A 22876-nucleotide genomic window follows, 5' to 3' on the forward strand; every position below is an offset into this window, starting at 1 on the left:
TCTAGGAGGCTAGAAATGGCGCGCATTACGCTGCGGCAATTGCTCGATCACGCCGCTGAAAAGGGTTACGGCGTCCCGGCATTCAACATCAACAACATGGAACAGGCGCTCGCCATCATGGAAGCGGCGGATGCCGCTGATGCGCCGGTGATCCTGCAGGCTTCGCGCGGCGCGCGTTCCTATGCAAACGACATCATGCTCCGTCACATGATGGATGCGGTAACGGAAATCTATCCGCATATTCCGGTCTGCGTGCATCTCGACCATGGCAACGAAGCCGCCACCTGCATGACCGCCATTCAGGCAGGCTTCACCTCCGTCATGATGGACGGCTCGCTCAAGGCTGACGGCAAGACGCCTGCCGACTGGGACTACAACGTTTCCGTCACGCGTCAGGTCAGCGAGATGTCGCATCTCGGCGGTATTTCGGTGGAAGGTGAACTCGGCGTTTTGGGTTCGCTCGAAACCGGCATGGGCGACGCTGAAGATGGCCACGGCGCGGAAGGCGTGCTGTCGCACGACCAGCTTCTGACCGATCCGGACGAAGCTGTGAAATTCGTGCGCGAAACCAAGGTCGATGCACTGGCAATCGCCATGGGCACGTCGCATGGCGCCTACAAGTTCAGCCGCAAGCCGGACGGTTCCGTGCTCGCCATGAATGTGATCGAGGAAATCCATCGCAAGCTGCCGAACACGCATCTTGTCATGCACGGTTCGTCTTCGGTGCCGGAAGAGCTGCAGGAAATCATCAACAAATACGGCGGCCAGATGAAGCCGACCTGGGGCGTTCCGGTCGAGGAAATCCAGCGCGGCATCAAGCATGGCGTGCGCAAGATCAACATCGACACCGACAACCGTATGGCGCTGACCGGCCAGATCCGCCGCGTCCTGCAGGAAGATCCGAGTGAGTTCGATCCGCGCAAATATCTGAAGCCGGCAATGGCTGCGATGACCAAGCTCTGCAAGGAGCGTTTCGAGCAGTTCGGCACTGCCGGTCATGCTGCATCCATCCGTCCGATCCCGCTTTCCGAAATGGCAAAGCGTTATCGCGATGGCTCGCTGGATCCGAAGTTCAGCTAAATTCAGCCGATACGGCAAAAGAAAAGCGGAGGGGAAACCCTCCGCTTTTTTGTTTCATGCGTTGAAGATCAACGTGCGTTGTATTTCGCGTCAACTTCGTTGATGGCGTCAACATTGCCAGCCGAACGGCCGTTCTCGTCAAAGGTCTGCGCGAGGAAGGCGTCGGCGATGGTCTTGGCCACTTCCGAACCGATGACGCGGGCGCCCATGGTAATGATCTGCGCATTGTTGGAGAGCGCTGCGCGTTCCGCCGAATAGGTGTCGTGCGTCAGCGCGGCGCGGATGCCGGGAACCTTGTTGGCCGCGATGCATACGCCGATGCCGGTGCCGCAAACGAGGATGGCGCGATCATAGGTGCCATCGAGAACGGCCGAAGCCACGCGGTCGGAAAGATTAGCGTAGAATGCATCTGCGCCAGCATCCGTGCGCGAGATTTCCGAGACCTCGAAGCGGTCCTTGAGATGATCGGCGAGAACCTTGGCCAGACCTTCACCGGCGCTGTCGCCTGCTACTGCTACTTTCATGACGTTACTCCTTATTTGGATGCAATTTTGGCGGCGCATTTGGCCAGAATGTCGAGATAGCCTTCGACGTTCCATGCCGAGCGACCGATGAAAAGCCCGTCGATATGCGGGCAGGCGATCAGCTCTTCGCAATTGTCCGGATTGACCGAGCCGCCATAAAGGCAAGGCACGCGGCGACCAAGCACGCTTTCTGCAACCGCAATGATTTCCGCCTGTCGCGCATCGGCATAGTCCGCCGATGCCGGGATACCGTTTTCGCCGATGGCCCAGACCGGTTCATAGGCAAACAGGATTTCGGCTTTCTTCTGGTCGTCGGAAAGCTTGGAAAGTGCGCCGCGCACTTCTTCTTCCAGCACTTGCGCCGCGCGCCCGCTTTCACGGTCTTCCAGTGTCTCACCGATGCAGATGAGCGGGATCAGACCGTGACGCACGGCAGCTTCCACTTTCAGGCCAACAGTTTCGTTGGTTTCGCCGAAATGTTCGCGACGCTCCGAGTGACCGAGTTCGACAATATCGAGATTGCAGTCCTTGAGCATCAGCGGCGAAATCTCGCCCGTCCATGCACCCTGATCGGCCCAATGCATGTTCTGCGCACCCACCTTGACGGATGTGCCGGAGAGAATTTCCTTCACTTCGCGCACGGCGGTAAACGGCGGGATGACGAAGCGCTGGATGTCCGACGACCGGCTCGCATCGGCAGTTTTCAGCGCTTCGGCGAAAACGCGGGCTTCAGCCAGCGTCTTGTTCATCTTCCAGCTCGTGCCAATCCAGAATTTGGTCATGCTCAATTTTCGTCCTTTAGGTTTATGCGCAGTCGTCAGCGATGGTCAGCGCAATGCCTGCCTGAGCAAGATCGGTAAGGACCGTCGCGTCGGGGGAGGCATCGGTTATGATCGCGTCGAAATCGGAAAGATCGGCCATGACATGCAGGGCAGGGCGTCCGAACCGCTGGTGATTGACCAGAAGACAGGTGCGGGCGGCGGATGCCGTCATGGCGCGCTTTGTACGCACCACGTTTTCATCCATGTGATAGACGAGCTTTCCATTGACTGCGGGCGAGGAAATGAAGGCGATGTCGGCGCTGAGATGCGACAAGGCGCTTTCTGTCAGAATGCCGAAAAACGCATTGAACTTGGCCGAGAAAACACCGCCGAGCGCAATGAGATTGATCCCGCTCTCGCCCTTTAGTTCCTCGATGATCACGGCATTGTTGGTGATGACCGTCAGCGGGCGTTTTTCCAGTAGCAAACCGCCGAGGACTGCGGCCATAGAGCCGTCATTGATCATCACGGTCATGCCCGGCTCAACCAGCTCAAGTGCTGCGCGGGCCATTTTCTGCTTCGCTTCGCCGTCCTGTCGCTCGCGGAAGCGGAAATCGCTTTCGAACTGGGTGCCGGTATCGATCGTCGCGCCGCCACGCACCTTGCGCAATACGCCGGAATGTTCCAGCGAATCCAGATCGCGATGGATCGTCATTTTTGAAACGGCAAACCGATCCGCCAGATCGTCGAGATCGACAGCCTGATTTTCGATCAGAAGGTTGATGATCGCCTGTCTTCTGTCGTCGCGCTTCACGCTGTTTCCGATCTCATTGGCGGAACATTTTCTGCGCGAAGTTAAATCACAAAATCACAAAATAATCCATTGCAAAAATGTTACTTTGTTATTTTCCATCTGTCTTTTCAACGAGTGCCTTTGCCGTGCGTTCATCGGTTATGAGGCCGTAAAGACGCCCGCTTTTCAGCACGGCGCGGATGGCTTCCGCCTTGGAAACTCCACCGGCAAGCCCAACGATTCGGCTCATATCCGCGTTTTCCACCGAAGCGGCGATGGTACGGGCCGTCAGCGCGGTTTCAAGGCGCTGGCCGTCCGCGTCGAAGAAATGCCCGAGCATTTCACCAACGCCGCCGAGGCTGGCAATCTCCTCGACCTCGGCCAGTTCTATCATACCGGATGTGACGAGCTGCGCTTGGGCATCGACGGTGCCGATGCCGACGATCTTCAATTCAGCACGGCAACCCATGTCGAAAACAGTGACAACACCACGCTGGGCGAGCAGCACTTCGCGGTCCTCCGCCGTGTTGGCGAAGAAGGGGACTGGCATCACATAGGCGGGCATGCCGGTCTTCTCGGCGATGCGGTGCATCACGTCATGCGGGTTGGCGGCAAAATTGCGAGTCAGGCCGCCGAGCAGTGAGACGAAACGCAGGTCGTTGGCCACCACGCGGGGCATATAGTTGACTGCGGCCGAAAGCGTGCGGCCATGGCCGATGCCGATGACTTCATGATCGCCATGTTCGATCTCGCGCCGCATGAAATCCGCGCCGGCATGGCCGAGCGCCATGAGCGGCAGACCCTCTTCGCCAATGTCAGGCGCGACCTCGCAATAGTGGAGGCCATACATGTCGGCGAGACGGTTTTCGAGATCGATACATTCGGTGATATCACCGTCGATACTGACCTTCACCGCGCCATCGGCGACAGCCTTGGCGATGAGGCGATGCGCCTTCACCGAGGGCAGACCAAGGCGTTTCGCAACGGCTGACTGGGTCATGCCCGCCACGAAATGAAGCCATGCAGCGCGCAGCGCCAGAGAGTCGTCCGAATCTGCCATCTTAAAAGCGGTTGGCCCCTGTTTTTTCTAGAGCGGTTCCGATTAATACCGAATCGTTGGAACCGCCCTAACTATTTGTTTTGCCGCATTATCCGACGCAAAACCGCTTCGCACTTTTGCTGGAAATGCTCTATATCTTCAAATCCTTAGCGCCGGTGTCAATGTGCGGGGCCCAGAAAGCCACACTTTCCGCGATCTGCGGAATGACTTCGCGGTCGTTCGGTTCGCGTTCCTTGAATGAAAGCTCGAGGCAGATTTCATTGTCCTGCGCGCCGCCTTCGGCAAAGGCTTTCAGAAGCGGTTCCGGCTGGATACGACCCTTGGCATTGAATGCCGCGGTGAACGGACGATGGCCGCCCTTGTCCATCAGGCTCTGCTTGATGTGGATGATCGGCGAGACTTTCGGGACAGCGCGCGCCCACGCATAAGGATCGAAATCGTCGGGATTGGGCGAGGTCACGTCGCCATGGTCGATATCGGCCATCATCCACATGGGTAACGCCATGTCGGTGGCGGTGAGACGGTCCTGAAGCTTGATGCTTTCAGTAATTGTGTCGCCAAATTCCCGCCCGATGCTCATCGGTTCCCAGAACACATAGTCGAGACCGGCACGGCTCGCATGTTCGGCGACTTCCGCCCAGCAATCGATGGCAATCTTGATCAGATCTTCGCGGCGTTCCGGATCGTCAAAATCCTTATAGGTGAAGATCGCAAACTGCGTGCCGACGGACTTGCCGCCAAGATCGCCGATAATATCAGCAAAGGTCTTGAACCAGTCGATATAATAGCGACGCACTTCTGCGTCCGGATGGCCGAAGTGATTGAGGCGGCCATAGGGACCGGTCATGCCGGAGGTGACACGAACGCCGGTGCGCTGCAGTGCCTTGTCCATGTCGCGCGTCAGGCGGCGAATGGTCGAAGCCTGCCAGCTTGGATTGATGAATTCGTGGGTAAGCTGAAGGTCACGGAGGCGCAGATCGCGCGCAACGGTTTCGATCAGATCGTCCGGCTCTGCAAAGCGGTTGACCAGTGGATTGGTGTTCAGCGAAAGCGTCAGGGCCATGGCTTCCTCAGGCAGTAAAATTTGCGTTGTCGAACCATGCGATGAATGCGGCACGCTCGGCTTCGGTCAGGTGCAGGTAATGCTTGGTACGGCGATAGAGAATGTCCTCTGCCGTCTTCGCCCATTCCTTGGCCACCAGATAGCGCACTTCCGCCTCATAGAAGCTATTGCCGAAATGGTGACCGAGACCTTCGAGGTTCTGCGCGCCTGCAACTACGTCTTTCGTGCGCGCACCGTAGAGGCGGCCATAATGATGGACGAGTGTGCGCGGCATCCACGGATAAGTGTCGCGCAAGCTATTGGCGAAGGTTTCATAGTCGGCATTGGCGATTTCGCCGCCGGGAAGCGGTGCGCCATGCGTCCAGTCGCCGCCCATCTTTGGGAAGATATGCTTGAGGCGATGCATGCCGCGCTCTGCCAGCTCGCGGAACGTGGTGATCTTGCCACCGAAGACGTTGAGCAACGGTGCGTCGTTGGTTTCATCGAGGTCGAAGACATAATCGCGCGTGACGGCGGAAGGATTGCCTTTGCCGTCGTCAAACAGCGGGCGCACACCGGAGAAGGAGTGCAGCACGTCCTCGCGGCGCAGCTTTTCCTTGAAATAGCGGTTCACAGCCGTCAGCAGATAGTCGATTTCCTTCTCGTCCGCCGCAACGTCTTCGGCACGGCCTTCATAGGCGATATCGGTGGTGCCGATCAGTGCCTTGTCGCCCTCATAAGGATTGATGAAGATCACGCGCTTGTCGTGGTTCTGGACAAGATAGGCATTTGCGCCCGACCAGAATTTCGGAACGATGATGTGGCTGCCCTTGACGAGGCGCACATTGCGCGAGGAGTTCGATCCGGCAACATTGTGGATGACATCCGTGACCCACGGCCCGGCACAGTTGACGATGCAACGCGCGCGGAATGTGCGGGTTTCGCCTGTGTCGCTGTTTCTGGTCTCCACGATCCAGCCGCCTTTTTCGCGGCGTGCGGAGACGACAGGCGTGCGGGTGAGGATGGTTGCGCCCTTTTCAGCAGCACCAACCGCATTGAGTGCAACCAGACGCGCATCATCCACCCAGCAGTCGGAATATTCGAAACCCTTGGTATATTGGTCGAGGATCGGCGTGCCTTCCGGGTCGCGGCGCAGATCCAGCGTGCGTGTACCGGGAAGCTTCTTGCGACCGCCCAGATGGTCGTAGAGAAACAGGCCGAGCCGCACCAGCCAGGCCGGACGATCCTGCGGGCTGTGCGGCAGCACGAAACGCATCGGCCAGATGATATGGGGGGCGGCGTTCAGAAGCACTTCGCGCTCGATCAGCGCTTCGCGCACAAGGCGGAACTCATAATATTCGAGATAACGCAGGCCACCATGCACCAGCTTGCCGGAGCGCGATGATGTTCCCTGCGCCAGATCGTCCTTTTCCGCCAGCACCACCTTCAGGCCGCGCCCGGCGGCGTCACGGGCCACGCCCGCGCCGTTGATACCACCGCCGATGACAAACAGATCGCAGGTTTCCGGTTCAGCCATTTCGTGCTCCTTCGAATGCAATCGCATCCCATAGTCTATATGCGTGCCAACTTGTCCCACACCGGCGTCAGTGCCAGCCGGGCTTCCTGATAGGCAACGAAGAGTTCCTCATAGTGCTTTGCGCGCGGACCGTCCGGGGCTTCGCAAGGGCCAAGCAGCGGCTCGACCCATTCCGCAATGCACGCATCCATGCTGGGATAGGCGCCGACGGCTACCGCCGCCATCATAGCGGCGCCTGCGGCCCCCGCCTCTTCGCGCGAGGAAACGCGCACTGGCGCATTCACGGCTGCGGCAAGGGTGCTGCGCAAAGCCTTTGAGCGTGCGGCACCGCCGGTGATGCGCAATTCGGCAGGCATTTCACCCATGGCCGTGTAGCAATCGCGCGTCGCCATGCCGAGGCCCTCGACAACCGAGCGCACCATTTCCGGGAAACGGTCGCGGCTGGAAAGGCCGACGAAACCGGCTCTGGCATAGGCATTGACGAAGGGGCCGCGTTCGCCCGCTTCCGAAATATACGGATGATAGAGGATCGCGCCCGGACGGCTGGCATTGAACCAGTCATCAAGGCGGGGAATAAGGTCACCGAGCGAAATCGGCTTGTCCGGCGTCGACATGAGATCGGCAGCGACCTGCAATATCCAGTCGATATTGATCGTCGCACCCATATTGGTTTGCACCTGCGTGACGATACCGGGAATGGGCAGCGCGATGACGTAGCCGGTGCCTTCCTTGTTCAAATGGATATCGGCAACCGGCTTGGCGCGCATATGCACGCCCGTGGAGCCGATGGTTGAACATCCAGCGCCTGCTGTACCGCCGCGCACGCCTGCGCCAAGCGCGGTCATGGCCATGTCCACATAGCCAAGGCTGACAGGGGTGCCAGCCTTCAGGCTGGTGGCGGCTGCTGCTTCGGGGGAAAGCGGGTGCTGCACTTCGGTGCCGTCGATGATTTCCGGCAGCAATCCACGGCGTTTCGTCAGGCCGAGTGCATCAATGACCGTATCGTCGTACTGGCGATTGCGGAAGTTGCCGAAGGTGAAGCTTGCTTCCGACGGGTCGGTGGCGCGGACGCCGGTCAGGTTGAGGTAAAGCCAGTCCTTGCAGTGGAGCACGACTTCGGCATTGTCCAGAAGCTCGGGCGCGATGCTATCCATATGCGCCATCTGGGAACCCTGTTGGCAGGTGTTCAGCCCGGTGCCGGTCGCTTCAAAGCGCGCGCGGTTCATGGGACCTGCGGCAAGACGTGTGACCGTCGTTGCCGCGCGGGCATCGAGCCATAGCCATGCATCTCCGACCGGCTGATTGTCGCGACCGACAAGCCAGGTGCCATCACCCTGTCCGGTAACGGCTATCGCTACGGTGCGTTCGGCAAGGCCCGGCATTTTGGCGGCAAGGTCGCGCAATGCGCGCGCGCAGTCCTGCCATGTCTGGGAGAGGGATTGTGTGACGGCGCCATGATCGCCGGTATCGTATTTGTTGCGAACAGCCGCCGTTCCGATTTGGCGTCCGCCGAGGTCGAAAGCGACTGCCTTGAGCACGGATGTGCCCGCGTCGATCCCGATGATGATGTCACCTGTCTCACGCATGGCGGATATGTGCTTTCATAGACATTTGGATTCCTCCGGCGACTGAAAATACGTCGCTCGCAGCCCTGTTTATAATGAAATCGGGCGATGGCGTATGCTGGAGATAACATAACGCTACCACGTTGTCTGTAAAATTTTCGATAGCGAGCATTTTTTTTCACCAAACAGTGATTGCAGGGGAAATCGCTGTGATTCAATGTGCGGATTTTGCCCCGTTTCTTTTCTTTCTAGCAACGATTTTTCCATCAGTAAGTTACTAACTGTATGAAATAAATAATAATATTTAGGGAAGTCCTTACATTTCCATATGCATTTATCGTGAAAAGTCGCGGTGTGAATAATTCGCGTTGTAACGGAATATGTAGTGGATTTCTCTGGATTGTGATGTGGATTCAGCATGGAATGGTGCTAATTAACCGGTGTTTCGAAAACATCCGATTGACAGCTTTCAAGCTTTATAACATCATTATTGGAGTTAATAACACACCGCTATCATAGGCTCTGATTGCGGCGCATCTGTTTCCAGGTTGCACGGAGGAGCGGGGCCCTGGAATTCATGTGGAGGCTATCGTGATCTTGTCTATCGCATCTTGCACTGCTTTGGCGGAGGCTCCTGCCTATCCGGCAGGCCCGATGGCAATGATCGAGAGTAGTCTACAGGCGGCTTAAATCCAGCCGCATCATCCGTTTCCATAACGACAATACGGCAGAATTGCTGAAGGCGTTTGATAATGAGTGCACAAACCAGTCAAGTTTCACAAAAACCCGCCAAGCTGAGCCGCGCCGTCGTCTGGAGCGTGATCGCAGCGATCGTGGTTGTCGGCGCGATTGCCTTCGACACGAAGGTCGTGAAGATCGGGTCTGATTCCGATGTGCGCCAGCAGGCTTTCTCTCCTGATGCTTACGGTGCTTCCGAGTTCTCCAAGGTGAAGGCCAGCGTCGAGCAACGTGCCGTCGATGCCGCCGAAGTGGGGACTGCGCTCGCAGCCGACAAGGCGGCAGCCGGAAAGAAATATGGCGTCGGCGATGTTAATCCGGTCATCCCGGTCAAGTTCACGGGCGTCGTCGAAGAGCGCAAGTCCAACTACAATGTCGTAAAGGTCGATGGCCTGCCGGAAGGCGTCGTCATCCGTGTCCAGACCGGCCCTGCCGTCAACGGCACCGATCTGCGCGATGCGACCGGCGAAATCCAGTTCGGCCAGTTTAAGAACCAGATCGAATATCAGAACGCCGGCTCGGCTTTGAACAATGAGATGAAGAAGCAGGTGCTTTCGGGCGTCGATGTCGAGAATCTCGTCGGCAAGACCGTGACGGTGGTTGGCGTCTTCAAGGTCGTCAATCCGAAGAACTGGCTCGTCACGCCTGTGGGGCTCGAAGTGAAATGAGCGCCGCTCCAAAAATTGAAGGCAAAAACGGCGATGTCGTTCTTGCCGCGCACAACGTCGCCAAATCCTACGGTCGCATTCATGCCCTGAAGGGCGTGAATTTCGAAATCCGTCGTGGCCAGGTCACGACACTTTTCGGCGAAAACGGTGCCGGAAAATCGACGCTGATGAAGGTGCTTTCCGGCGTCATCCAGCCGACCTCCGGCACGATCATTCTCGATGGCGAACCGGTGACGTTTAACTCGTCTACTGAAGCGCGCGACCGCGGCATCTCGATCATCCATCAGGAGCTAAGCCTCGCGCCGAACATGAACGTGCGCGACAATATCTTCATGGGACGCGAAATCCGCACCGCCACTGGCGTTGATTTTGCCGAGGAAGAACGGCTGACACGTGAGCTTCTGAAGGAATTGGAAGAAGACATCGACCCGCTGACGCCGGTCGAGGAACTGCGCCTTGGCCAGCAGCAGGTCGTGGAAATCGCCCGCGCTCTTTCGGTCAATTCGCGCATTCTCATCATGGATGAGCCGACATCGGCGCTCAGCGCCTCGGAAGTCGAGGTCCTGTTCAAGGTGATCCGCGACCTGACGGCGCGTGGTGTGGCCATCGTCTACATTTCGCACCATCTGGAAGAAGCGCTGCAGATCACCAATCATGCGGTGGTGCTGCGCGACGGCACCATGACGGCCTATGCACCGCGCGAGGAAATCGATCTGGAATGGATCGTGCGCAACATGGTTGGCGCAAACTTCGATCTGGGTTCGCCTCCGACCGGATATGACTGGGGCGACGTGGCGCTCTCCGTGGAGAACCTGACGGTTCCCGATCCGGGCGGCGCGGGCTTCGCGCTCGTCGACCGCATGTCGCTCGATGTTCGGGCTGGTGAAATTGTCTGCATTTATGGCCTCATGGGCGCAGGCCGCACCGAACTTCTGGAAACCGTCGCCGGTCGCCTCAAGGCAAGCGGTGGACGTGTTGTTCTGAAAGGGCAGGACGTCTCCAGCCTCACCATCGCGCAGCGCATCGAGAAGGGGCTTGTGCTGGTGCCGGAAGATCGCCAGCGCGACGGTCTCGTTCAGACGATGACGGTCGGCAGAAACCTGTCGCTCGCCAGCATTGCCGAAATGACGAAGGGGCTGTTCACGTCGCGCAAGCGCGAAAAACAGATCGTCGATCAGTCGATCAAGAATGTGCACATCAAGACGGATGGCGGCGAAGCGGCAATCGGTTCGCTTTCCGGCGGCAACCAGCAGAAGGTCGTGATCGGCAAGATGCTGGCGACCGAGCCAGAGGTCATCCTGCTCGATGAGCCAAGTCGCGGCATCGACATCGGGGCGAAGGCCGAAGTGTTCAAGCTTTTGGCCGAAAAGGCGAAGCAGGGGCTGGCCGTTGTCTATACGACATCGGAAGTCGGTGAATGCCTCAGCATCGCGCACCGTATCATCGTCATGCACCGTGGACGCATCTCCGCCGAATTCGGATCGGACGTGTCCAAGGAAAAGATCATGGCCGCCTCGGGCGAAGCCATGGTCGGTCATTAAAATAATCATGGAGCACTGATAGAATGTCAGTCACGAGCACCAACAAAGAAACAGCGGCTCCGAACGGCGCGAAGCGGAAACCCGGTATCGTGCATCTGCTGCTCGAAGGTCGTGCATTTTTTGCGCTGATCGCGATCATTGCAGTTTTCTCGTTCCTTTCGCCTTATTATTTCACGGTCGACAACTTCCTCATCATGTCGTCGCACGTCGCCATTTTCGGTCTGCTTGCCATCGGCATGCTGCTCGTCATCCTCAATGGCGGCATCGATCTTTCTGTCGGCTCCACACTGGGACTGGCAGGCGTGGTTGCGGGCTTCCTGATGCAGGGCGTGACGCTGCAGGAATTCGGCATCATCCTCTATTTTCCGGTCTGGGCCGTGGTCCTCATCACCTGCGCGCTTGGCGCTTTCGTGGGAGCGGTCAATGGTGTGCTGATCGCCTATCTGCGCGTTCCAGCCTTCGTCGCGACGCTTGGCGTTCTCTATTGCGCGCGCGGTGTGGCGCTGCTGATGACCAATGGCCTGACCTACAACAATCTTGGCGGACGTCCAGAGCTTGGCAATACCGGCTTTGACTGGCTCGGTTTCAACAAGCTTTTCGGCGTGCCGATTGGCGTTCTTGTTCTGGCGGTTCTCGCCATTATCTGCGCCATCGTTCTCAACCGCACTGCATTCGGCCGCTGGCTCTATGCATCGGGCGGCAATGAACGTGCGGCTGAACTGTCCGGCGTTCCGGTCAAGCGCGTCAAGGTGTCGGTCTATGTCATTTCCGGCATCTGCGCTGCCATCGCGGGTCTGGTTCTTTCTTCGCAGCTTACGTCGGCTGGTCCGACGGCAGGCACCACCTATGAACTGACGGCAATCGCTGCTGTGGTTATCGGTGGCGCTGCGCTCACTGGGGGGCGCGGTACTATCCAGGGCACACTTCTCGGCGCCTTCGTGATTGGTTTCCTTTCCGACGGCCTCGTGATTATCGGTGTGTCCTCCTACTGGCAGACCGTCTTTACCGGCGCGGTGATCGTGCTCGCGGTTCTGCTCAACAGCATTCAATACTCCCGGCGATGATCGATAGCGGCTCTGTCCACCGTTCCGGGCGGAGCCGCAGAAACATCCGGGTGTATCGAACGGTTTCCAGGAAGGCGCACCATCTCGAAAACGGCCCAATGGAAATAAGTACCGCCGGGGAACCGGCATAACGCAAATGAAAAACGTCAAGGGAGTGAGACTATGTTCAAGAAGGGTATGCGCGTTCTGTTCGCCGCTGCGGCAGCGTTGCCTCTCATCGCCAGCACGGCCTGGGCCGAAGGATTGATGACGATCATCGTCAACGATCCGTCCAACCCGTACTGGTACACCGAAGGTGAAATCGCCAAGAAGACCGCCGAAGGTCTCGGTTACAAGGCTGTTGTCGGTGGCCACAAGGGCGACACCAACACCGAAAGCAACCTGATCGACACGGCTATCACCAACAAGTCGGTTGCCATTATTCTCGATCCGGCCAATGCGGACGGTTCGGTTGGTGCGGTCAAGCGTGCAATCGCCGCCAATATCCCGGTTTTCCTCGTCAATGCGGAAATCAACCAGGAAGGTCTGGCCAAGGCGCAGCTCGTTTCCAACAACGCACAGGGCGCCGCTATCGGTGCGACCCAGTGGGTCGAAAGCGTTGGCGACAAGGGCAAGTATGTCGAACTGTTCGGTTCGCCATCGGACAACAACGCCGCAACGCGTTCGAACGGCTATGAAACCGTTCTGTCGCAGTATCCGGACCTGGTGAAGGCCGGTCAGGACGTCGCCAACTGGGATCGCACCCAGGGCCACGACAAGATGCAGGCGCTGCTTCAGGCCAATCCGGACATTATCGGCGTTATCTCCGGCAATGACGAAATGGCTCTGGGCGCGATTGCTGCTCTGAAGAAGGCTGGCAAGCTGGATCAGGTGAAGGTTGGCGGTTTCGACGGTTCGCCGGATGCGGTTGCCGCCATCAAGGCCGGTGAACTGCAGTACACTGTTCTTCAGCCTGTTGCCGTGTTTTCGGAAGCTGCCGTCAAGCAGGCCGACAACTTCATCAAGACCGGCAAGACCGGTGTGGATCAGGAAAAGCAGCTCTTCGACTGCATCCTGATCACCAAGGACAATGTCGACAAGTACACCTCGCCGTTCGTTCTCGAACAGTAAGGTTTGAACAAGGCGCATCCCGTAAGCAGAAACACTTTCGGGGTGCGCATTTCCAGAAGTCCCACGCAATATAGGGCCTATCAGGCGATTCCAAAGCTTTCGGAACGCGCAAGCAAGGGGACAAGTGACAGGCATGGCAGTGAGCAACAAAGCAAGCATTGACAAGCTGATGACGGAGCAGGTGCCGAACGACAGCCGGCATGCGCGTCAGCTCGTCCGGCGCCAGCAGATTGCGGAAACTGTAATGGCTGAAGGCTCGATGCGTATCGAGGACCTCACCGAACGGTTCGGCATCAGCCTGATGACAGCGCATCGCGACGTCGATGAACTGGTGAGCCGCGGGCTGTTTCGCAAGTCGCGCGGCATCGTGTCGGCTGCGCCGACAAGCCTGATCGAGGCAAGCGATCTTTACCGCGTCACGCGCCAATCGGAAGAAAAGAAACTGATCGCCGAAGCTGCAATGCAGTTCGTTGAGCCGGGACAGGCCATTTTCTTCGACGATTCCACCACCGTTCTGCAGATGGTGCCGCATCTTCCGGGCAAGGGGCCGCTCACCGTCATCACCAACTCGCTGATCCTGATGAACGAGGTGCGTGACATCAAGGATGTGACGCTGCTCGGTCTTGGCGGTCAGCTCTATAACTGGTGCAACGCTTTTGTGGGCGGCATGACGATCCACGAAATTCGCCGTCTTCGCGCCGATGTGGCCTTCATTTCGATTGCGGCGATCACCGACGATCTTTTGTTTCACCAATCCCCGGAAATGGTGGAAACCAAGCGTGCCATGCTGGACTGCGCCGCCAAGTGCATCCTTCTGGCCGATCACACCAAGTTCGAGCGCAGGGCCCTGCACAATTTCGGTGCGCTCAGCGACTTCGACGTCGTCATCGTCGATGAGAATACGCCTTTCGCGCATATCGAGCGCATGGAGGCGCAAGGCATCAATGTGGTGGTTGCCCGCGCCAATGCCCGGACAAGCGGGAAGCAAGAATAGCCCGCGCATATTTATCAGGAATACGATCCATGCCCTCTCTGCTCGGAATCGACAGCGGACTGACCGTTACCAAAGCCGTATTGTTCGATATTGACGGAACCACCCTTGCCGTCGCGCGTCGCCGCGTGGCGCAATCCTTTCCGCGAGCGCGCCATGTCGAACGCGACATGGATGAATTCTGGAATGCAACCGCCGATGCGATTGCCGAAGCGATTGCCAGAAGCGGGCGGCCTGCTTCCGACATTCTGGCCATCGCCACCACCGCCCATGGTGATGGCATCTATATGCTGGACAAGGACCACCGTCCGCTTGGCGCAGGCATATTGTCGCTCGACAGTCGCGCCGGTGATATTGCGGAGCGCTGGGTCGATAGCCCCGTTGCAGAGCAGGCCATTGCTATCACCGGTCAGTTGCCCCATGCGTCGGCCCCATCCGCTATTCTGGCATGGGTAAAGGAAAACGAACCGGACCGCTATCGCCGCATCGCGCATGTGATTGCCTGCAAGGACTGGCTGCGCTTTTGTCTCACCGGCGACGTTGGCACGGATCGCACCGAAGCGTCGACCTCCTTTACCGATGTGAACACGCAGGATTATTCGAAAGCGGCGTTGGCCTTGTTCGGGCTCGACGCACTTTGGGATGCGCTGCCGCCCATGTCGCGTTCCGATGAAATCGTCGGCAGTGTCTCTACCGAATGCGCGGAGCGCACCGGCCTCGTTGCCGGTACACCGGTCGTCGGTGGCCTTCATGACGTGACCGCCTCGGCGCTTGGCGTCGGCGGACTTGGCATCGGGACCGTTGCTGTGGTTGCCGGAACCTATTCGATCAACGAAACGCTGTCGTCCGAACCGCGCGTCGACAAAAGCTGGTTTTGCCGTAACGGCATTGCGCCGGGCGAATGGAACAACATGTCGATCTCGCCCGCATCGACGGCCAATTACGACTGGTTCCTCGACAAGCTCTGCCCGTCGGAACGACGCGAGGCGGAAGAAACGGGGCGCTCGATCCACGATATGCTGCGCCCGGAAATCGATGCGGCATTGGCAAAGCCTTCGACAGCACTATTCCATCCCTATCTCTTCGGTTCGCCCTATGGGGCAATGGCGAGCGGCGCTTTTTTCGGTTTGCGCGGCTGGCAGGACCGGGGCGACATGCTGCGCGCGATATGGGAAGGCATTGCCTTCAATCATCGTATCCATGTCGATCATCTGAAGGATGGTTTCGCAATCTCTGCAGCGCGTCTCACCGGTGGCGTATCGCGCAGCCCGGCTTTCGCGCAGATGTTTGCCAATGTTCTTGGCATGCCCGTTACCGTCACGGATACGGACGAAGCTGCGGCGTGGGGTGCGGCGCTCTGCGCGGGCAGGGGAGCCGGTGTTTTCGCCGATGTCTACAGCGATCCGCGCGATCTCGATGCCATAGGCCGCACCTATGAACCGGATGCCGGACGAAGCACGCTTTATGAAAAGCGTTATGCGCTTTTCAAGGAAATCGCATCGGCACTCGGGCCGATCTGGCCGAAGATCGAAGCCCTCACGGATTGAAATAAACGGCGTGTCCCGCGCCTTAGCGACGTAAAGACAGTAAGATGAATGATTTCGTAGGCAATGCCGGAATGAAAAGCCGCATCGGACAACTGGAGGCCGAGGGTGTGGACGTTCTCATCCTTGGCGCGGGCATCAATGGTGCAGGGCTTTATCGCGATCTGAGCGAGCAGGGCGTGAGCTGTCTCATCGTGGACAAGGCGGATTTTGGGTCCGGCACAAGTGCCGCGCCATCGCGGCTTATTCACGGTGGTCTGAAATATCTTGAAACCGGCGAATTCGGGCTCGTGGCCCAGTCGACGCTGGAACGCAATCTGCTTCTGAAGAACGCACCTCACAATGTCGAACCGCTGCCGACTTTCATTCCGGTCTTTTCGTGGACAAAGGGTATTCCTGCGGCGCTCCGCACCTTGTTCGGATCGACGACCGCACCACGCAGCCGTGGCGCTGTGCTCATCAAGATCGGTCTGGCGCTTTACGATTACTTTGGCGCACGCGAGCGTGTCATGCCACGCCACCGTTTTCTGCTGAAGGAGACGGCGACAAAGGAAATGCCCTATATCACGCCCGCAATCGTGGCAGGCGGCATCTACCATGATGCGAAGGTCAGCCAGCCGGAACGTCTGGTCTATGAGCTCGTCAGTGACGGCTTGCGCGCCAATCCGAAAAGTGCCGCAGCCAATTTTACGGCACTGGTTTCCGCCGAAAACGGTGTGATCGGTTTTGAAGGGCCGGATGGCAAGACATTCACCGTCAGGCCGAAGCTGGTCATCAACGCAGCTGGACCATGGATCGACCGGGTCAATGCTGCGCTCGGCAAGCCGACCAAGATGATCGGCGGCACCAAGGGGTCGCATATTCTTGTCGATCATCCCGAACTGGTGAAGAGCCTCAATGGACGAATGATCTATTTCGAGGCGGATGACGGACGTATCTGCCTTGTCTACGACTATCACGGCTTGGCACTGGTCGGTTCCACCGACATTCCGTCGGATGATCCGGACAATGTACGCTGCGACGACCCTGAAACCGACTATTTCATCGACAGCCTGCGTTCGCTGTTGCCGAAACTCAAATTCGACCGCAGCCAGATCGTCTATACCTATAGCGGCATTCGTCCGCTTCCGGCTTCCAATGCTTCCGAACCGGGCCTTATCAGCCGCGATCATTCCGCGCCTGTGATCGAGCCGGACAGTGATCGGCCATTTGCGATCATTTCGCTTGTTGGCGGCAAGTGGACCACATTCCGCGGCTTTGCCGAGGAAGTGGCCGACAAGGTTCTTGGGCGTTTCGGTCAGGCCCGGCAGGTTTCAACGCGCAACCTCCCTATAGGCGGCGGCAGGGACTATCCGTCCGATGATCGCGCCCGCAAGGCTTGGGTGACGACATATGCCACCGAAACAAAGTTGTCCGCCGCACGGGTTGAGACATTGTTGAAGCGCTATGGCAGCACGGCCCTGCCGATCCTCCGGGAGGAAGCAGAAGCAACGGTCGCGATGCTGCCTGAAACCGACACGGTCAGCGCGACGGAAATCGCATGGATCGCACGCAACGAGCTTGTCGTGCATCTGGCGGACGTCGTTTTGCGGCGCACCACGCTTGCTATCGACGGGGCGCTGACGACCGGCAATCTCGCTGCAATCGCCGATATTCTGGCGCGGGAGCTTGGCTGGGACGATGCGCGCAAGGCGCAGGAAATCGAAGCGGTCAACACAGAGCTTGAGAAACGGCATAACGTGATTTTGCAGCGGGACCCCGCCAAAAGGCGCTGAACAGTCCGTGAAGTTGTTCTATCCATTTGCTTGACGCGCATCTTGTTCCGAAAACTGTTTCACACCTTTCGGGATGCGCTATGTTGCATTGGAACTGAATTCGAAGGAGATGCCTCATGGATATCAAGCGCAATGGAACTGATCCTTCGGGGAAAGGGCCAGCCGACTGGTTTACGGGCAATGTCCGTATCGATCCGCTGTTTTCTCCCAATAATGCCCGGCGTGCTGCGGCTGCGACCGTGACGTTTGAGCCCGGCGCGCGCACCGCCTGGCACACGCATCCGCTTGGCCAGACCCTGATCGTGACCGCCGGTCTCGGCCTTGTGCAACGCGAAGGTGGACCGATTGAGGAAATCCGGCCCGGCGATGTGGTCTGGTTTGAACCGGGCGAGAAGCACTGGCACGGCGCATCCGCGAGCAATGCCATGACCCATATAGCCATTCAGGAACAGCTCGACGGCAAAGTCGTCGACTGGATGGAGCATGTCAGCGACGTGCAATATGGCGGTGGCAAATAAATTTCGCCCTGGTTTTGCGCAGCTTTCAGAAAACGATCCGACCGATCAATGGTCAAAGGTTGCGCAAAACGCAAAGATGATTGCGTATATTGCGAACAGGCTTTTCCTGTTTCCCCTATCATGTTGTTCTCAATAAAAACAAAGGGGAGAAGGTAATGAAACGCATAGTTCTTTTGCTTGCAGCAAGTGTCGCCAGCCTTGCCAGCGTGCAGGCACATGCCGCTGAAGACGCAAACTGCAAGGCACCCAAATTCTCCGATGTCGGCTGGACCGACATTACTGCAACGACAGCGCTTGCTTCTTTGCTGCTTGAAAAAGCCGGATATGAACCGCAGACAACCATTCTTTCCGTACCCGTTACCTTCCAGTCGCTGGAAAACGGGCAGATCGATATTTTCCTTGGTAACTGGATGCCGCTTCAGGAAGAAGCCCGCAAACCTTATCTTGAGGGAAAGAAGATTGAGCAGGCCGGGGTGAATCTGGAAGGCGCCAAGATTGGTCTTGCTGCGACGGGCAAGGATCTTGGCATCAAGAACTACGCTGATATCGCAAAGTTCAAGGACCAGCTTGGCGGCAAGATCTACGGCATCGAGGCTGGCAGCAGCGCCAACGCCACAATCCAGTCGATGGTCGAGCAGGACAAATTTGGCCTGAAAGATTTCCAGCTCGCGGAATCGAGCGAGCAGGCTATGCTTTCGCAAGTCCAGAATGCAGTGCGCAAGGATGAGCCTGTTGTTTTCTTCGCCTGGACGCCGCATCCGATGAATATTCGTTACAAGCTCACCTATCTCGAAAATGGCGAAAATCTGTTTGGTCCGGACGACGGTGCTGCGACGGTCGAAACATTGACCCGCAAGGGCTACGCAGCGGATTGCCCTAATGTGTCGCGCTTTCTGTCGAACCTGAAGTTCAACACGGAGATGGAAAGCACGATGATGAACATGATCCTGAACGATGGCATGGAAGCGAAAGACGCCGTGACGAAATGGATCAAAGAGAACCCGGCGCAACTGGATGCCTGGCTTGACGGTGTGACGACTTTCGACGGCAAGCCAGCACTTGCGGAAGTGAAATCGGGTCTTGGTTTGTAAAAAACTGGCCTGTTACTGCCGCAATTTGCTTGGCGGCTGACCGAAATGCCGCTTGAAGGCGCGCGATAGCGAACTGATCGACGAAAAGCCGGTCTGTTCCGCTGTGTCCGCCATGGAAAGATGCGTATCGAGGATCAGTCGCCGGGCCGCTTTCAGCCGGAGCGACAGATAATAATTGCCCGGTGACTGCCCGATCACATTGGCAAACAGCAATTCGAGACTGCGTGTCGACAGGCCAAGCCTGCGGGCGATGCTCGACACCGGGATCGGGCGGTCGATATGGGTTTCCATGATCTTTATGGCATCGGCCAGTCGCGGCTCGCGGTTGAGCAATCGGCCAAGGGATACCAGCGGCTGCGCGTCGGAAGCCTGTTTCACTTCATCGTAGATATAGAGGCTCGCCACATCGAGCGCGATGGAATAGCCGTGGCGGGCGCGAATAAGTGCCAGCATCATGTCGAGCGCGGGGGCAGCACCGCCGGTCGTCAGAAAAGGTCCGTCCCGTACCCAGCGGTCGGATTGCATTTCGACTTCCGGGAAGCGCTGTGAAAACGCTTCCATATCCTCCCAGTGTGTCGTTGCCTTGCGTCCGTTGAGCAGTCCGGCTTTTGCAAGCACCCATGATCCGGCTTCCACACCCACGACGAGTTTCGATTGCTTGGCCGCCTGTCGCAGCATGGCGAGGAGTTTCGGCGTCGCGTGTTCCAGTGCGTGAAAGGCGCTGACGATAATGAGAATGTCCTGCGCCCCGGCCTCAAAACGGCCATCCGTCGCAACCTTGAGCCCGCTGGATGTAACGGGGTCGCTGCCATCCGGCGACACCACGCGCCAGCGATAAAGAGAACGTCCGGTGACGCGGTTGGCGCCCCGCATCGGATCGAGCGTCGCGGCCAGCGACATGAGTGAACAATCCGGCAGGACAAGCAGGGTAACGCTTAGTTCTTCGTCGGATGGTTCAAAGATCATATGCTTCGCTCTTCGCCAAATAGATTTCGTAAAATGATAATCCCGGCATTTCGCGACCTGTCAAGCTCGGCGAAAATCGAGGGAAACGATCATGCCTTTAAAGCCCGCTCGCGAAATATTCATCACAGCAGCCGTTACCGGCGCTGGAGCCACCACGCATCGCTCGAACAAGGTGCCGATTACGCCGCGCCAAATCGCGGATGCGGCCATCGAAAGTGCTGAAGCAGGTGCTGCTGTCGCGCATATTCATGTTCGCGATCCGGAAACCGGCGAGCCATCGCGTAAGGTGGAGCTTTTCCGCGAGGTTGTCGATCATATCCGGTCGTCGGGTGTCGATATCGTGTTGAATCTGACGGCAGGTGTCGGCGGCGATCTGGTCTTTGGGTCGGCAGAAGCCCCGCTGCCGCCCAATGCCGCCAAGACCGATATGGCGGGAGCGACGGAACGGCTTGCCCATATTGCGGAACTGCTGCCGGAAATCTGCACGCTCGATTGCGGAACGATGAATTTCGGCGAGGGCGATTACGTGATGACCAACACGCCCGCCATGCTCAGGGAAATGGCCGCGCAGATACAGCGGCTCGGCGTGCGCCCGGAGATCGAAATCTTCGATACCGGTCATCTGCCGCTTGCCCAGTGGTTGCAACAGCAGGGCCTGCTCGACGATCCGGTTCTGGTGCAACTGTGCATGGGTATTCCATGGGGCGCGCCCGATGATCTGGCAACGCTGGTTTCCATCCTCCACAACCTCCCGGATAACTGGATTTTCTCGGCGTTTTCCATCGGTCGCAATCAGTTGCCCTATGCGGCTCTCGCCGTGCTGGCAGGCGGCAATATCCGTGTGGGACTGGAAGACAATATCTGGCTCGACAAGGGCGTTCTGGCTTCGAACGGCGATCTGGTTGAACGAGCCAAAGCGATTGCCGTCAATATGGGGACGAAGGTTCTGACACCCGCCGAAGTCCGCGAGAAACTCAAGCTCACAAAGCGCTGGTGATAGCCATGAACAGCCATCCTCCCAAGATTGCCTGCATCGGCAGCGGTGTCATCGGCAGCGGCTGGGCCGCACGCTTTCTCCTGAACGGTTTCGATGTTGCCGTTTACGATCCGTCGCCCGATGCAAAGGCGACGACAGAACATATTCTCGACAATGCGCGCCGGGCGCTGGCGGCACTGACCACCGTGCGTCTTCCGCAGGAGGGGCAATTGTCCTTTTCCGCTTCACTGGCGGACGCGGTGGCAGGCGCGGCGCTCATTCAGGAAAGCGTGCCCGAGCGCCTTGACCTGAAGCTTGCCGTGCTGGCGGAGATTGAAGCGGCTTGCGGGAATGAAGCGCTGATCGCCTCTTCCACCTCCGGCTTTCTCCCGAGCACGTTGCAGGCGGGATTGCGGCATCCCGAACGGCTTTTGATCGCGCATCCTTACAATCCCGTTTACCTGTTGCCGCTGGTCGAGCTGGTGCCGGGCGAAAAGACTACCGGATCGGCGATCGAGAGTGCTTCCGCGTATTATCGCCAGACCGGGATGGAGCCGGTCGTGCTTGAAAAGGAAATTGATGCTTTCGTGGGGGACCGCCTTCTGGAAGCGCTGTGGCGCGAGGCATTGTGGCTTGTGCGTGACGGTATCGCTACAGTCGAGCAGATTGACGATATCATTCGCTATTCTTTTGGTCTTCGCTGGGCTCAGATGGGGTTGTTCCAGACCTATCGCATTGCGGGTGGTCCCGCAGGTATGCGGCATTTCCTCGCCCAGTTCGGGCCTGCGCTGCAATGGCCTTGGACGAAACTGACGGATGTCCCCGACCTCGATAACAGCCTGATCGACCGCATTGCAGGCCAGTCAGACGAGCAGAATGAAGGGCTTTCAATTCGCGACCTGGAGAGAATTCGCGATGAAAATCTGGTCGCGATCATCCGTGCTCTTGCGCAACAGCAGCAGGGTCGGGGTTGGGGTGCGGGCGCGCTTCTCAATGCCTATACCGCGCGGCTTGAAACCGATGCGGATCGCCCCGAGGCAGGCAGCGGTCCGCTCCGACTTCTGGATGTACGCGTGATCCCGGAGTGGATCGACTATAATGGGCATATGACCGAGCATCGTTATCTCGATGTATTTGGGCAGGCGACAGACAGGTTTCTGGCGCATATCGGCGTGAATGAAGCTTATCTGAAATCCGGACACAGCTATTATACGGTCGAAACCCATATCATCCATCGTGGTGAGGCCAAGGCAGGCGACGCGCTGCGTGTGGAAACGCAATTGCTCTCGTCCGACGAGAAACGTGCGCATGTCTTTCACAGTCTGAGGCGCGGCGATGCGGAGATCGCGAGTGCCGAGCAGATGCTGCTGCATGTCGACAGCAAGGCAGGCAAGGCGGTGGCGGCGAAGGCTCAAATTCTTGCCGCACTGGAGGGGCTTTCACGTGCACACCGTGAGATGCCGACACCGATTGCCGTCGGACGGCATGTCGGAAGAAGAGGCTGAACGACCTCCAGTTCTTTCCTTGAAGAA

Annotated in this window: 20 protein-coding genes and 1 pseudogene; 12 read left to right on the top strand and 9 right to left on the bottom strand. The window is 58.0% G+C overall.

Going from position 1 to position 22876, the window contains the following annotated elements; genetic code table 11:
- Positions 1–15 precede the first annotated feature (15 nt).
- Complete coding sequence (gene fba / locus FIB18_RS11860; RefSeq protein WP_140020901.1) at positions 16–1080, top strand: class II fructose-bisphosphate aldolase; 1065 nt, start codon at positions 16–18, stop codon at positions 1078–1080.
- A gap of 68 nt (positions 1081–1148) precedes the next feature.
- Here fba and derI read toward each other — a convergent pair whose 3' ends face one another.
- From derI to FIB18_RS11900, 8 genes and pseudogenes are all read right to left on the bottom strand, one after another.
- Positions 1149–1604, bottom strand: coding sequence for a D-erythrulose-4-phosphate isomerase (gene derI, locus FIB18_RS11865; RefSeq protein ID WP_140020902.1), 456 nt, complete (start codon positions 1602–1604; stop codon positions 1149–1151).
- Between the two features lie 11 nt (positions 1605–1615).
- Positions 1616–2386, bottom strand: coding sequence for a triose-phosphate isomerase (locus tag FIB18_RS11870; protein ID WP_140020903.1), 771 nt, complete (start codon positions 2384–2386; stop codon positions 1616–1618).
- A gap of 22 nt (positions 2387–2408) precedes the next feature.
- A complete protein-coding gene (locus tag FIB18_RS11875; RefSeq protein ID WP_140020904.1) occupies positions 2409–3179 on the bottom strand; it encodes a DeoR/GlpR family DNA-binding transcription regulator in 771 nt (256 codons plus the stop codon).
- 88 nt (positions 3180–3267) lie between these two features.
- On the bottom strand, positions 3268–4218 hold the full coding sequence (locus tag FIB18_RS11880; protein ID WP_140020905.1) for a sugar-binding transcriptional regulator: 951 nt from the start codon (positions 4216–4218) through the stop codon (positions 3268–3270).
- Positions 4219–4348: 130 nt separating this feature from the next.
- Positions 4349–5281: a TIM barrel protein gene (locus FIB18_RS11885; RefSeq protein WP_140020906.1), complete on the bottom strand. Its 933-nt coding sequence runs from the start codon at positions 5279–5281 to the stop codon at positions 4349–4351.
- A gap of 7 nt (positions 5282–5288) precedes the next feature.
- Positions 5289–6797, bottom strand: a complete 1509-nt coding sequence (locus tag FIB18_RS11890; RefSeq protein WP_140020907.1) for a glycerol-3-phosphate dehydrogenase — start codon at positions 6795–6797, stop codon at positions 5289–5291.
- A gap of 35 nt (positions 6798–6832) precedes the next feature.
- The gene (locus tag FIB18_RS11895; protein ID WP_140020908.1) at positions 6833–8383 is read right to left on the bottom strand and encodes an FGGY-family carbohydrate kinase; all 1551 of its coding nucleotides are present in this window, start codon (positions 8381–8383) and stop codon (positions 6833–6835) included.
- A gap of 658 nt (positions 8384–9041) precedes the next feature.
- Positions 9042–9135 (bottom strand): annotated as a pseudogene (locus FIB18_RS11900) (ATP-binding protein); the annotation flags it as partial.
- Between FIB18_RS11900 and FIB18_RS11905 the strand changes: the two are divergent.
- The 9 genes from FIB18_RS11905 to choX all read left to right on the top strand — a co-directional run bounded on the left by FIB18_RS11905 (position 9115) and on the right by choX (position 19402).
- The gene (locus FIB18_RS11905; RefSeq protein WP_140020909.1) at positions 9115–9768 is read left to right on the top strand and encodes a DUF2291 family protein; all 654 of its coding nucleotides are present in this window, start codon (positions 9115–9117) and stop codon (positions 9766–9768) included. The pseudogene FIB18_RS11900 and the gene FIB18_RS11905 sit on opposite strands and share 21 nt — an antisense overlap.
- Positions 9765–11309 (top strand): sugar ABC transporter ATP-binding protein, encoded by a 1545-nt coding sequence (locus tag FIB18_RS11910; RefSeq protein ID WP_140020910.1) that lies wholly within the window; start codon positions 9765–9767, stop codon positions 11307–11309. Before FIB18_RS11905 ends, FIB18_RS11910 begins: the two co-directional genes overlap by 4 nt.
- 23 nt (positions 11310–11332) lie before the next feature.
- A complete protein-coding gene (locus FIB18_RS11915; RefSeq protein WP_140020911.1) occupies positions 11333–12373 on the top strand; it encodes an ABC transporter permease in 1041 nt (346 codons plus the stop codon).
- Positions 12374–12535: 162 nt separating this feature from the next.
- The gene (locus tag FIB18_RS11925) at positions 12536–13483 is read left to right on the top strand and encodes a D-ribose ABC transporter substrate-binding protein (RefSeq protein ID WP_140020912.1); all 948 of its coding nucleotides are present in this window, start codon (positions 12536–12538) and stop codon (positions 13481–13483) included.
- Positions 13484–13616: 133 nt separating this feature from the next.
- Positions 13617–14477, top strand: coding sequence for a DeoR/GlpR family DNA-binding transcription regulator (locus FIB18_RS11930; protein ID WP_140020913.1), 861 nt, complete (start codon positions 13617–13619; stop codon positions 14475–14477).
- A gap of 29 nt (positions 14478–14506) precedes the next feature.
- The gene (locus tag FIB18_RS11935; RefSeq protein ID WP_140020914.1) at positions 14507–16021 is read left to right on the top strand and encodes an FGGY-family carbohydrate kinase; all 1515 of its coding nucleotides are present in this window, start codon (positions 14507–14509) and stop codon (positions 16019–16021) included.
- Positions 16022–16065: 44 nt separating this feature from the next.
- Entirely contained in the window at positions 16066–17793 is a 1728-nt protein-coding gene (locus FIB18_RS11940) for a glycerol-3-phosphate dehydrogenase/oxidase (RefSeq protein ID WP_140020915.1), read from the top strand.
- Between the two features lie 116 nt (positions 17794–17909).
- The gene (locus FIB18_RS11945; protein ID WP_011982660.1) at positions 17910–18311 is read left to right on the top strand and encodes a (R)-mandelonitrile lyase; all 402 of its coding nucleotides are present in this window, start codon (positions 17910–17912) and stop codon (positions 18309–18311) included.
- A gap of 155 nt (positions 18312–18466) precedes the next feature.
- Positions 18467–19402 carry a choline ABC transporter substrate-binding protein gene (gene choX, locus FIB18_RS11950; protein ID WP_140020916.1) on the top strand — a complete coding sequence of 312 codons (936 nt, stop codon included), beginning with the start codon at positions 18467–18469 and terminating at the stop codon, positions 19400–19402.
- A 12-nt stretch (positions 19403–19414) separates the two neighbouring features.
- Here choX and FIB18_RS11955 read toward each other — a convergent pair whose 3' ends face one another.
- On the bottom strand, positions 19415–20368 hold the full coding sequence (locus tag FIB18_RS11955; RefSeq protein WP_140020917.1) for a GlxA family transcriptional regulator: 954 nt from the start codon (positions 20366–20368) through the stop codon (positions 19415–19417).
- Positions 20369–20459: 91 nt separating this feature from the next.
- Here FIB18_RS11955 and FIB18_RS11960 point away from each other — a divergent pair, with 91 nt between their 5' ends.
- Together FIB18_RS11960 and FIB18_RS11965 are read left to right on the top strand one after the other, a co-directional pair.
- Entirely contained in the window at positions 20460–21365 is a 906-nt protein-coding gene (locus FIB18_RS11960) for a BKACE family enzyme (protein ID WP_140020918.1), read from the top strand.
- 5 nt (positions 21366–21370) lie between these two features.
- Complete coding sequence (locus tag FIB18_RS11965; RefSeq protein WP_140020919.1) at positions 21371–22849, top strand: carnitine 3-dehydrogenase; 1479 nt, start codon at positions 21371–21373, stop codon at positions 22847–22849.
- The last annotated feature ends 27 nt before the right edge of the window (positions 22850–22876 follow it).

The sequence above is a fragment of the Brucella pecoris genome, assembly GCF_006376675.1.
Classification (GTDB): domain Bacteria; phylum Pseudomonadota; class Alphaproteobacteria; order Rhizobiales; family Rhizobiaceae; genus Brucella; species Brucella pecoris.